At 60.3% G+C, this 11,543-nt stretch carries 12 protein-coding genes and 2 pseudogenes; 5 read left to right on the top strand and 9 right to left on the bottom strand.

Annotated elements, in window-relative coordinates; all coding sequences use genetic code 11:
* Window positions 1-13 precede the first annotated feature (13 nt).
* The 3 genes from CQ009_RS17460 to CQ009_RS17450 all read right to left on the bottom strand — a co-directional run bounded on the left by CQ009_RS17460 (window position 14) and on the right by CQ009_RS17450 (window position 1,926).
* Window positions 14-763: a helix-turn-helix transcriptional regulator gene (locus CQ009_RS17460; RefSeq protein WP_064390456.1), complete on the bottom strand. Its 750-nt coding sequence runs from the start codon at window positions 761-763 to the stop codon at window positions 14-16.
* A 180-nt stretch (window positions 764-943) separates the two neighbouring features.
* Window positions 944-1,612, bottom strand: coding sequence for a DUF3313 domain-containing protein (locus CQ009_RS17455; protein ID WP_105707760.1), 669 nt, complete (start codon window positions 1,610-1,612; stop codon window positions 944-946).
* On the bottom strand, window positions 1,612-1,926 hold the full coding sequence (locus CQ009_RS17450; RefSeq protein WP_105707757.1) for a hypothetical protein: 315 nt from the start codon (window positions 1,924-1,926) through the stop codon (window positions 1,612-1,614). Before CQ009_RS17450 ends, CQ009_RS17455 begins: the two co-directional genes overlap by 1 nt.
* A gap of 163 nt (window positions 1,927-2,089) precedes the next feature.
* Between CQ009_RS17450 and CQ009_RS17445 the strand changes: the two genes are divergently transcribed.
* The 3 genes and pseudogenes from CQ009_RS17445 to CQ009_RS30250 all read left to right on the top strand — a co-directional run.
* A complete protein-coding gene (locus CQ009_RS17445) occupies window positions 2,090-2,800 on the top strand; it encodes a response regulator (protein ID WP_256585448.1) in 711 nt (236 codons plus the stop codon).
* Window positions 2,797-4,137, top strand: coding sequence for an ATP-binding protein (locus tag CQ009_RS17440; protein WP_105707752.1), 1,341 nt, complete (start codon window positions 2,797-2,799; stop codon window positions 4,135-4,137). Before CQ009_RS17445 ends, CQ009_RS17440 begins: the two co-directional genes overlap by 4 nt.
* Before the next feature lie 10 nt (window positions 4,138-4,147).
* Window positions 4,148-4,284 (top strand): annotated as a pseudogene (locus CQ009_RS30250) (gfo/Idh/MocA family oxidoreductase); the annotation flags it as partial.
* On the opposite strand, the gene CQ009_RS17430 reads toward CQ009_RS30250, so the two are convergent.
* From CQ009_RS17430 to glcD, 4 genes are read right to left on the bottom strand one after another with little or no spacing between them, the layout of a single operon-like run.
* Window positions 4,275-4,685 carry a heme-binding protein gene (locus tag CQ009_RS17430; protein ID WP_105707750.1) on the bottom strand — a complete coding sequence of 137 codons (411 nt, stop codon included), beginning with the start codon at window positions 4,683-4,685 and terminating at the stop codon, window positions 4,275-4,277. The pseudogene CQ009_RS30250 and the gene CQ009_RS17430 sit on opposite strands and share 10 nt — an antisense overlap.
* Window positions 4,682-5,917, bottom strand: coding sequence for a glycolate oxidase subunit GlcF (gene glcF / locus CQ009_RS17425; protein WP_105707748.1), 1,236 nt, complete (start codon window positions 5,915-5,917; stop codon window positions 4,682-4,684). Before glcF ends, CQ009_RS17430 begins: the two co-directional genes overlap by 4 nt.
* 2 nt (window positions 5,918-5,919) lie before the next feature.
* A complete protein-coding gene (gene glcE, locus CQ009_RS17420) occupies window positions 5,920-6,978 on the bottom strand; it encodes a glycolate oxidase subunit GlcE (protein ID WP_105707745.1) in 1,059 nt (352 codons plus the stop codon).
* A complete protein-coding gene (glcD, locus tag CQ009_RS17415) occupies window positions 6,978-8,477 on the bottom strand; it encodes a glycolate oxidase subunit GlcD (protein WP_105707743.1) in 1,500 nt (499 codons plus the stop codon). The genes glcE and glcD overlap by 1 nt, the downstream gene beginning before the upstream one ends.
* Before the next feature lie 205 nt (window positions 8,478-8,682).
* Between glcD and glcC the strand changes: the two genes are divergently transcribed.
* Window positions 8,683-9,453 carry a transcriptional regulator GlcC gene (gene glcC, locus CQ009_RS17410; protein ID WP_064390447.1) on the top strand — a complete coding sequence of 257 codons (771 nt, stop codon included), beginning with the start codon at window positions 8,683-8,685 and terminating at the stop codon, window positions 9,451-9,453.
* Window positions 9,454-9,586: 133 nt separating this feature from the next.
* Window positions 9,587-10,219 carry an isochorismate family cysteine hydrolase YcaC gene (gene ycaC, locus CQ009_RS17405; protein WP_007915995.1) on the top strand — a complete coding sequence of 211 codons (633 nt, stop codon included), beginning with the start codon at window positions 9,587-9,589 and terminating at the stop codon, window positions 10,217-10,219.
* A 99-nt stretch (window positions 10,220-10,318) separates the two neighbouring features.
* Here the strand turns inward: ycaC and CQ009_RS17400 are convergent.
* Both CQ009_RS17400 and CQ009_RS17395 read right to left on the bottom strand, forming a co-directional pair.
* Window positions 10,319-11,055 (bottom strand): annotated as a pseudogene (locus CQ009_RS17400) (Fic family protein).
* On the bottom strand, window positions 11,052-11,315 hold the full coding sequence (locus CQ009_RS17395) for a hypothetical protein (RefSeq protein ID WP_105707741.1): 264 nt from the start codon (window positions 11,313-11,315) through the stop codon (window positions 11,052-11,054). Before CQ009_RS17395 ends, CQ009_RS17400 begins: the two are co-directional and overlap by 4 nt.
* Between the last annotated feature and the right edge of the window lie 228 nt (window positions 11,316-11,543).

Here is an 11,543-nt window from a genome sequence, read left to right as displayed (position 1 = left end):
TTCTGCAGTGTTATCAGGCAGCGCTCGATGCCGAGGTTTCCTGTGGCGAATACATCCAGCGCATCAACGAATGCCGGCCACTGATGCCCAGCTTGATCGCCGCCCGTTTGAGATAGCTCTCCACCGTGTTGACCTTCAGTTGCAATTGCTCGGCCAGTTCCGGTGCCGTGTGCCCGGCAAGCAGGCCGATGCACACCTCGGTTTCACGGTTCGACAGGCTCAGGCCCAATTGCTGCAAACGTTCGGTGAAGCGCAAGCGCAGGGTTTGCAGCCCGGTGCCCTCGGGGGCTTCGCTGGGGCTTTCGGCTTCAGGGCAGGCGGGTTGCACGGCGTTGATATGTTTCTCGACCATCGGCAGCAGCACTGGGGAGATGTCTTGCAACAGGCTGCGCTCCCGGGCGGAAAAACGTTGCGACTGACCGTTGCGGTACACCGAAATCACGTAGCGAAAACCGTCCTTGCGTCGGGTCAGGTGCAATTGCGAGGCATCGGTGACGTTGGCTGATTCTGCCGGCGGCAGCTCGTCGCTGGGCATCGCGCTGTGTTCCGAGAACAGCGTTTCGGCCAGCAGTGCTGGCTCTTTCAGCGGTTCGGGGCCGTTGCGAAGGGATGTACGGCTTACCGACTCGACACGCATCTGGCGGATGTGCGTGGCGTCCACCGCCAGTTGAGTGAGGATCAGGTCGTGAAGCATGCGCGGAAAATGCCGGCTGCCGGTGCTGGCAATTACTTTGCCAATCTGCGGGAACAGCTGTGAGTTCATGTCATTCATCCATGAGTTGCAATGGGCGGCTCGTGTCCCGCAGGCGCCGGGGGTGAAGCTCCTTGACCGGTGAAAACGCCTCGGGAACTGGATCCTATCCTAGTACAACGTTTCAGCGACCGCTTAATGAAGGTGTTATTAGTTCATAACCGACGCACACCTCGCCTTGCCGACGGCCGTTTACTTGCGCAACGCCAGGTAGGATTTGCCCAGATCGCCGGCCCAGCCGTCCAGCACGATCTTGACGTCATCGGCGCTCAGCACTTGTTTGTCGTTCTCCAGCGGCACGCCGATACCCTTGCGGACCACTTCGGCAACCACCTCACCCGTCGAACCATCCTCGAACGACACTTCCGTGGCGACTTCGCTGTCCTGGTCGCGAATGCCGGTGGCGGTGCTCACGCCTGCTGCGACCAGCGTGACCGGCAGCCATTCATAAAAGCGCAAACCCTGGGTGCGGGTCGCGACCCGGGTAATCGCCGGTCGCACGATGAGGGTGTCGGGCCCCGGTGTCGACACCAGGCGCATGACTTTGCCCAGTTCCTGTCTGAGCGCCGCGTCATAGTATTCGGTCACGCCGGACAACGTGCTCAGCGGAATCCGCTCGGTCGGTGCGACGCTCGGGTAGAACTGGCTGGGCGCCAGATAGGCCTGGGTATAACGGCCTCGGGCCAATGCCGGGCTGACCCATCCGAGTACCGTCTGCCCCGACGGTGACTGGCGTTCGCTCAACAGGCTGTAGTCATGCAGAAATCCACTGTACATCTTCGGTTCGACGGTTTTATTGCTGCATGCCGGCAGGCTCAAGGTGGCTGAAAGCACCAGCGACTTCGAGAAATTGCTGATCATCAATGGCTTTCCTTGTGGGCTGGCGGGGCGTTGTCCGAGCACTCGATATGCAACTGGCCGTGGCGCATGATCCAGTGCACGAGGTCGGTGACTGGAATCGAATGCACGTATTCCACCCAGTGCGCGTTGTCCGGGCTGAATTGTTCGAAATAGCGGCGCAGGACGATGCGCTCCTGATTGCCGGTCAGGCCCAGGCACGACTCCTGAAACAGAATCGGCGTATCGTGCCCGGGAGCCGTAGTGCGCTGGCTAAGGATCAACGGACGATGGCTGGCGCGGCACTTGGCGGTGTACCTCTGATTGAATTCCTTCATGGGAGCCCCCTGCGATGAAAGTCCCGCAGAGTGCCCGAGGAGGATTGCCCGGGAATGTCCGATTGTTGTCGGCGCGGAAGGAATGTTGCGTGATTGAAATAAATGACCCGAACGGCGAAATGGTTTTAGATGCGCTCTTTTTTGGCCCTTGGATCCTGTGACCGTGAGCAGATTGCTGATCGTCGATGACGACATGGAAGTGCTGTCCCTGCTGAAGAAGTTCTTCGTTCAGCATGCCTACGAGGTCGATGTCGCGCCCGATGGCGTGGCGATGTGGGCGGCCATTGCGCAGCAGCGCCCGGACACCATTATTCTCGACGTCATGCTGCCCGGCGAAGGCGGCCTGAGCCTGTGCCAGAAAATCCGCGCACAGATGGGCATTCCGATCATCATGCTCACGGCCATGGCCGAGCTCAGCGATCGCATCGTCGGCCTGGAGCTTGGCGCCGACGATTACCTGACCAAGCCTTTCGCACCACGCGAATTGCTCGCCCGGGTGCGCGCCGTGCAGCGTCGTGCCGGCGAGCAGCCAAGTCCCGCCAGTGAACGCCCGCGACCGGTGATTGTGTTCGCCGGTTGGCACCTGGATATCACCTGTCGCGAGTTGCGCTCGCCGGAGCAGGTGATGATTCCGCTGTCCGCTGGCGAATTCGACCTGTTGGTGGTGTTTCTCGATCATCCCCAGCGCATTCTCACCCGCGAACAATTGATCGACCTGACGCGTGGCGAAGGCCACGACGCCTTTGATCGCAGCATCGATGTCCAGGTCAGTCGCCTGCGACGCAAGATCGAGCCCGACAGCAAGCGTCCAGACCTGATCCGCACTGTGCGCAACGGAGGCTACATGTTCACCGCCAAGGTCAGCCGTTCGTGATCCGCCGTCTGTTGCGCCGCGATACCCTGCGACGGCGGATTGCCCTGACCATCCTCGCGGCGATGCTGGCTTCACTGGCACTCAATGCCTTGTTCGTCCAGGTCGCCGGCATCTGGGCGCGCCCGCCCATTGAACGCACCGGCCTGCTCGAACAGATTGCCGTGACCACGCGGCTGATCGAAGCCGCCCCGACGTCGCTGCGCCCGCAACTGGCCAGCGCGGCAACCAGTTCGATGCTGAACGTGGTCTGGCATGCTCGGCGCGCCGACTTCGATCTGCCTGCGATCGGCACGCCAATCGAGGCGGGCAGGGGGCCGGTGATGCAACAACTGCTGGGTGACGACCGTGAAATCGAAGTGTTCAGCCCCGATGACTTTCCGCGCGACAGCCCGCGCGCGCACTACGTCGCGCTGGTGCAATTGGTCGATGGCAGCTGGTTGTCGTTTACCCCGCCGCAACGCAGTTGGGGCCTCGACGTCGGCACGCGGATCGCGGTGGTCATCGCCCTCGGATTGATCGCCACCTTGCTGGTGGCATGGCTCGCCACGCGCCAGTTGGCCACTCCGCTGCAGCGTTTCGCCAGCGCCGCCCGGCGCTTTGGCAGCGATCTGCGGGCGCCGCCGATCAACGTCGAAGGCCCGGACGAAATACGTCAGGCAATCATCGCCTTCAACACCATGCAGGCGCAGATCCAGCATTTCATCGCCGAGCGCACGCACATGCTCGCGGCCATCTCCCACGATCTGCGCGCGCCGCTGACCCGCATGCGCTTGCGCAGCGAGTTCATGGAAGACCTCGATCATCAGCACAAGCTGATCCGTGACGTTGAAGAAATGCAGTCGATGATCAACGCCGCGCTGGCGTTCTTTCGTGAGGACACTCACCGCGAGCAGCCCACCGCGTTCGACCTGTCGGAGTTGCTGCAAACCATCATCGACGATTACCGCGACCAGCACCTCGCTGTCGACTTCAGTGGCCCCGCGCATCTGGTGTATGAGGGGCGGCCGCTGGGCATCAAGCGGGTGATCGTCAATTTGCTGGAAAACGCCGCCAAATACGCGCAGCAACCGAGCATCGCACTGAGCGGTAACGACCATACGATCTGCATCGAGGTGTGCGACCAAGGGCCGGGGATTCCCGAGTCGGCGCTGCAGCGGGTTTTCGATCCGTTCTATCGCCTTGAAGCTTCGCGCAATCGTGATACCGGCGGCGTCGGGCTGGGGCTTTCGGCCGCGCAGGCGATCGTGCGCGAGCAGGGTGGTGAGCTGACCCTGCGCAATCGCAGCGGCGGTGGCCTGGTGGCGCGGGTCGAGCTGCCTCGGGACCTGTTCGACTGAGACCATCAGCGACCACGCTGCGGTTTACCGTCATTTCCAACAGCTGATGAGGGACCGCTGCAGGGACTTCGACCTGCAACCCTTGCGCCTGCTTGCGGACAGTTTTTTGTCGGCAGTCGCGAAGCCGTCGAGCCGTTCTACGAATAACCTTGCAGCGCGAGGACGGCAGCCTTGGCAATCTGCGCGTCCTGAGCGGATTTGACCCCGGACACGCCCACCGCACCGATCACTTGTCCGTCGACAATGATCGGCACGCCACCTTCAAGCGAGGTCAGCAGCGGCGCCGAGAGAAACGCGTTGCGACCGTTGTTGACCATCTCTTCATAGACAGTCGATTCGCGGCGACCGAGGGCTGAAGTGCGGGCCTTTTCCATGCAGATGTAGGCGCCGATCGGTGCACAACCGTCGAGGCGCTCAAGCGCCAGCAAGTGGCCGCCATCATCGACCACGGCAATACTCACCGGCCATTGATTGCGCTGCGCCTCGGTGCGCCCGGCGGCGAGGATCAGCGCGACTTCTCTCTGGCTCAATACGAATTTGCTGTTCATGGTTTTTCCTGCGCGAGAAGGGACTCTTCAAGCACCTCGATCCAGTGCCTGACCGGTGTGCGGCCAGCGCTGTCGAGGTGAATCTGGCAACCAATGTTGGCGGTGACGATGAGGCTGGGCGAGGCGCTTTCCAGCGCATTGATCCTGTTATCGCGCAATTGCCGGGAAAGTGCAGGTTGGGTGATCGAATAGGTACCGGCGGAACCGCAGCACAGGTGACTGTCGGGCACTGGCGTGAGGTGAAACCCCAGCCGTGTCAGAACACTTTCCACCGCGCCACCGAGTCTGAGCGCGTGCTGAAGCGTGCACGGACAATGAAACGCCAGACGTTGATCGTTGTGCGCCACGACCAGTTGTGCCAGCGGTTCCGCCTGCAGAATCTCCACCAGATCCTTGCTGATCGCACTGATTTTGGCGGCTTTCATTGCGTAGGCCGGATCGTGTTCGAGCAGGTGAGCGTAGTCCTTGATGAAGGCGCCACACCCGCTGGCGGTTTGCACGATCGCCTCGGCGCCGCTTGCGATCGCCGGCCACCACGCATCGATATTGCGCCGCGCGCGCTGCAGTCCGGCCTGTTGGGCGTCGAGGTGATAGTCAATCGCACCGCAGCAACCGGCCTCGCTGATCGGCAGGATGCTGATGCCCAGACGGTCGAGCACCCGCGCGGTCGCGGCGCTGGTGTTGGGCGACAGGCTGGTCTGTACGCAGCCTTCGAGCATCAGCATCGTGCGGGCCCGCGTTCGCGCTGGTCTGGGTCTGGCCGGCGCAATGTGTCGCGGCAGCTTCATTTGCACAGCCTGCGGCAGCAGTGGACGCAGTCGTTCACCGAGGATCAGCAACGGTTTGAACAACCGCGGCTCAGTCAACACGCTGCGCAAACCCTGGCGCAACAGACGCTGGCCGGGACTGCGCGGCACTGCATCATCGACCACCGCACGGCCGATATCGAGCAGGTTGTGATAGTCGACACCGGACGGGCAGGTGGTCTCGCAATTACGGCAGGACAGGCAGCGGTCGAGATGTTGTTGGGTGGTGGCGCTTGCGGTATTGCCTTCGAGCACTTGCTTGATCAGGTAAATCCGGCCGCGTGGGCCATCCAGTTCATCGCCGAGCAGTTGATAGGTCGGGCAGGTGGCGTTGCAGAACCCGCAATGCACGCAACTGCGCAGAATACTCTCGGCTTCTGCGGCGCGCTTAAGGCGCAGGGATTTTTCGCTCAGGGTGGTTTGCATGATCAGATCTCTGCGTACATTCGGCCCGGGTTGAAAATCCCTTGCGGGTCCAGTTGCGTCTTCAGTGATTGCTGATAGCGCAGTAACGCCGGTGCGAGCGGCTGGAACGGTTGTGCGCAGTTTGCATGGCAGCTGGCGTGACCGCTCGCCTGGGTGGCGATGGCGCGGATGATCAGGGCGTTGGCGTCGGACTTCAGCCAGCGCTGGGCTCCGCCCCAATCGATCAGTTGTTCGCCGGGCAGGCTCAACGGGCCTGTGTGCGGCGGCACTGACAGGCGCCAGAGCGGCCGTGGATCGGCAAAAAAGGCCAGGCGCTGAGCATTCAGATCGGCCCAGTACGCCGTGTCCAGCGGTTCACCCCCGAGTCGGTCATGAGCCGCCGTCACCGATCCTTCACCGCCTTCCAGGCGCAGATGCAGGCGTTGCCCGTCGTGGCTGGCGGCGCTGATCGGAACCGGTTGTTGGCCCCATTCGGCGAGTTTGAGCAACGCACGCTCGCGGCTGATTTCCAGGGCAATGCTCAGGCTGTGACGTGGTTTCGGCAGGACTTTCAGCGAGACTTCAGTGAGCAATCCCAGGCAACCAAAACTGCCAGCCATCAGGCGCGAGACATCGTAGCCGGCAACGTTCTTCATCACTTCGCCGCCAAAACGCAGATGTTTGCCATGGCCGGTAATGATCCGCGTGCCCAGTACGTAATCGCGCACGGATCCGGCCCAGGGGCGGCGCGGCCCGGACAGCCCGGCAGCGAGCATGCCACCGACGGTGGCACCCGCCTCACTGTGTGGCGGCTCGCATGGCAGCATTTGTCCGGCCGCGTCGAGGGCCGCGTTGAGTTCGGCCAATGGCGTGCCGGCGCGTGCGGTGATCACCAGTTCCGTCGGGTCGTAGCTGACAATGCCGCGATGCACGCGAGTATCGAGCAACGCGCCGTGGGTCACGCGGCCCAGATGGGCCTTGCTGTTGCCGCCCTGGATGCGCAACGCAAGTTTGTCATGTAGCGCCTGCTCAACCTGTTGCAGCAGTTCGGCGGCGGCGTCGTTGTCATGTTCGACCGTCATCAGAAACGCTCCAGATCGGGGAAGGGCAACTGGCCGTGGTGGACATGCATCGCACCGAATTCGGCGCAGCGGTGCAGGGTCGGAATATTTTTCCCGGGATTGAGCAGGCCGCCGGGGTCGAATGCTGCTTTGACGGCATGGAACAGAGTCAATTCATCACTGCTGAACTGCGCGCACATCTGGTTGATTTTCTCGCGGCCGACACCGTGTTCGCCGGTGATGCTGCCGCCGACCTTGACGCACAACTCAAGGATCTTGCCGCCCAGGGCTTCCGCGCGATCCAGCTCGCCGGGCTGGTTGGCATCAAACAGAATCAGTGGATGCATGTTGCCGTCGCCAGCATGAAAGACGTTGGCCACGCGCAAATCGTACTCGATGGACAAATCGGCAATAGCCTGAAGCACGCCGGGCAATTCGCGGCGCGGGATGGTGCCATCCATGCAGTAATAATCCGGCGACAGCCGGCCGACGGCAGGGAAGGCATTCTTGCGTCCGGCCCAGAAACGCACGCGCTCGGCCTCGTCTTTGGCCTGGCGCAGTTCGGTGGCACCGGCATGTTGCAGCACCTGACGCACGCGCTGGCAGTCGTCGTCGACATCGGCTTCGACGCCGTCCAGTTCGCACAGCAGGATCGCTTCGGCATCAATCGGGTAACCGGCGTGGATAAAATCCTCGGCAGCACGGATGGCGAGGTTGTCCATCATCTCCAGGCCGCCCGGAATGATCCCGGCGGCGATGATGTCAGCAACCGCGCGCCCGGCTTTTTCCACCGAGTCGAACGCCGCGAGCAGGACTTTCGCGGTTTGTGGTTTGGGCAGCAGTTTGACGGTGACTTCGGTGATCACCCCGAGCATGCCTTCGGAGCCGGTGAACAGTGCGAGCAGATCGAAACCGGGTGAGTCCAATGCGTCGGAGCCGAGCGTCAGGCACTCACCCTCGACAGTGAGCATCTCGATCTTGAGCAGGTTGTGCACGGTCAGACCGTATTTCAGGCAGTGCACGCCACCGGCGTTTTCCGCGACATTGCCGCCGATGGAGCAGGCGATCTGCGAAGACGGATCCGGCGCGTAATACAAACCATGCGGTGCGGCCGCTTGGGAAATCGCCAGGTTGCGCACGCCCGGCTGGACCCGCGCAAAACGTCCGGCAGGGTTGATTTCGAGTATCCGGTTGAAGCGCGCCATCACCAGCAGCACGCCTTTTTCCAGCGGCAGGGCACCACCGGACAGACCGGTACCGGCGCCGCGCGGCACCACTGGCACGCGTTGTTGATGACAGATCCTGAGGATGGTAGCGACTTGTTCGAGCTCGCGTGGCAGCACCACCAGCATCGGTGTGGTGCGGTAGGCCGACAAACCATCGCATTCGTACGGTTTCAGCGCCTCTTCACTGTGGAGGATTTCCAGCTCCGGCATTTGCGCCCGCAGCGCGCTGAGCAGTGCGGGTTTATCGGTGGCCGGTAACACGCCATCAACGCGTTCGTCGTAAAGAATATTCATCGCGGGCAGGCAACCCTTGGTTATTGTTTTTGACAGGCCGACGCCACATGGGCGTGCTTGCATCATTGGGCGCACGGGCAATACTGTCTACGTCGTCCGGTACTGGTCGAACCAGTTCTTTTTGCCGGGTTTTTCGTATGAAGCCACTCAAGTCTTTTAAAACAACAAGATGCGATGCAATCGCTAAGCAGGGAGATGCAGAGTTATGGCTGGTCATACCAGTGAAGGACGGACTGTGCAGGTGGCGGATGTGGTTTGCGAACGTGTCGAGCGATTGATCGTCGACGGCGTGTTGAAGACCGGGCAACTATTGCCCTCTGAACGCCGGCTGACGGAAAAACTCGGCGTCTCGCGCACCGCGTTGCGTGAAGGCCTGAAACTGCTCCGCGCCCGCGGGATCATCAGCACCAAGCAGGGTAAAGGCTCATTTGTCGCCGACCTTTCCGGGCAGGGCGTCGCATCGCCGCTGATGCACTTGTTCAGCTCGCAACCGCGCACCCTGTACGACTTGTTTGAAGTGCGCAGCCTGCTGGAGGGCGAGTCGGCGCGGCTGGCGGCGTTGCGCGGCACCGAAGCGGATTTCGTTCTGATCACCCGCAGCTATCAGGCTTTGCTCGATGCGCATGGCTGTGAGCTGCAAGCATCCGAACATGCGCGGCTCGACCACGCATTCCATCTGGCGATCTGCGAGGCTTCACACAACCCGGTGCTGGTGCAGACCCTGCGCTCACTGACGGATTTGTTGCTCAACACGGTGTTCGCCTCGGTCAACAATCTCTATCACCGCGAACCGCAAAAACGCCAGATTGACCGCCAACACGCGCGCCTCTACAACGCCGTGACCGGGCGCCTGCCTGAACAGGCGCGCAAGGCTGCTGTCGCGCATATCCAGAGCATCAGTGACAACCTCAAGGAGATCGAAAGCGAAGAGCAGCGGCTGGTGCGCGCGACGATGCGCCTGGAGGGCTGGACTTGAATAGCGAATGATTGTCCGTTTCAGGTTGACGGTGAAACACATTCCAGCCGATTTATCCCTTTTCGATGCGTCAGTAATCTGTACCCAACTTGAACGCAACAACAAATTCAAAAACTCAAAAGGGAAGCAGACCATGACCACTCCAACCTACAACCGCCTGAACAAAGACGACGCTATCGTGCTGCTGGTCGACCACCAGACCGGCCTGATTTCCCTGGTGCAGGACTTCTCGCCAAACGAATTCAAGAACAACGTGCTCGCCCTGGCTGATCTGGCCAAGTTCTTCGAACTGCCGACCATCCTCACCACCAGTTTCGAACAGGGCCCGAACGGCCCGCTGGTGCCAGAGTTGAAAGAGATGTTCCCGGACGCGCCGTACATCGCTCGCCCAGGCCAGATCAATGCGTGGGACAACGAAGACTTCGTCAAAGCAATCAAGGCGACCGGCCGCAAGCAGATCATCATTGCCGGTGTGGTGACGGATGTGTGCGTAGCGTTCCCGACCTTGTCGGCACTGGCGGAAGGGTTTGAGGTGTTTGTGGTGACTGATGCGTCCGGCACCTTCAACACCACGGTGCAGCAGGCAGCATGGAGTCGCATGACCCAGGCCGGTGCACAGATGATGAACTGGTTCTCGGTGGCGTGTGAGCTGCACCGCGACTGGCGCAACGACATTGAAGGCTTGGGCAATCTGCTGTCGCAGCGGATCCCCAACTACCGCAACCTGATGAACAGCTACTCGGCGCTGACCGCTCAGCAGAAATAAGCCCCAAGTGCGCCAAGCGAAAAGCCTGCCCTGAAAAGCAGGCTTTTTCATTGAGTTCGAATCAGAGTCTCGACAGCGGCATGGCCGATAGCGCGATGTTCACTCGAGGGGCTGCGCTCTATACGCTTTATAGAGCTGCTGGACTTCAGGATTATCGAGGTTTGCATAGGTAATGCCTTCCTTGTCCAGCCCATCCAGGCCTTTGATGCCGCCAATCATCCCGGGCCATTCGTCTCGATTGGAGATGTCGATGACGAAGGGCTTCAAATAACTGTCCAGATGGCCTTTAAACGGATTGCGGATCTCGTCACTGAGGGCATTGAGATAGTCGTCCTTGCTGGTTTTTGACCAATCGACGGCGAACCGGGTCCGAAAGCACAACTCCATGTAAATGAGCAGTATGGTGCGGCCATTGCCATCCAGAAACGGGTGAGCAGAAGCCAATTGCCCCATCACCTCGCCGGGCCGATCGCGGAAGCGTTTTTTATTTGCCGCCAGTTCAAGGGCGTATTCGACGGACCTTTTGATCAGGTCGGGGCGTTCGAATATCGTGTGCTGAGGATCATCTTTCGATCCCTTGAAAACCGCCAGATGAGGGACGAGTTCGTTCCTGTCTTTTCCCGCCCAGGGATAAAAACCGGAGAAGAGGATTTCGTGTGTTTTGAGGACGGCGTTGTAGTCGATGGATCTTTTCTTCGCCAGAAACGCCAGGGCATCTTCGATACTGGCTTCGAAGGAAAGGTGTTCGGACTCTTTTACTTCAACGGGGTCTTTCAGTTTGAGCGAGTTTTGAAGATAGCCTCAGTCTCGAAATCGCCGAAGGGGTCGAAAGTCACGCGCTAAGCTGCTTTTTCAAACGCCTTTTTTCCTGAAGATAGCGCCCTTGCAGCGCCATGATTTCTGCCTTGTTCAGCACGCCCTTTCTTTTCAGATTGACCAGCAGTTGCTCAACGCCGTCCAGCTCAACGATATCGCCCGCCAAACGTGTGATGGTCACCGCCATGCAACTCAGGCTGTCACGGTCAGCGCTGATCTTGTGTTCTGCGGCGAGCTTGCGAACTTCGCTCGCGACGCTGTCAGTGGCTGATCTGTTCATTTGAAACCCCTCGTTTTCTCCTTGAAGAGCATAGCATTCGTCGCTTCGGTAAATATTTCGGCGGGCGCCTCTATATGCGTATCGATCTTGCCACTGTCCTGTTGAAGTTGACGGTGAAACACATTCCAGCCGATTTATCCCTTTTCGATGGGTCAGTAATCTGTACCCAACTTGAACGCAACAACAAATTCAAAAACTCAAAAGGGAAGCAGACCATGACCACTCCAA

It is taken from the genome of Pseudomonas sp. MYb2 (assembly GCF_002979955.1).
GTDB lineage: Bacteria > Pseudomonadota > Gammaproteobacteria > Pseudomonadales > Pseudomonadaceae > Aquipseudomonas.
Note: the sequence above shows the minus strand (reverse complement) of the source record. Positions and strands in the feature narration are given on the sequence as shown.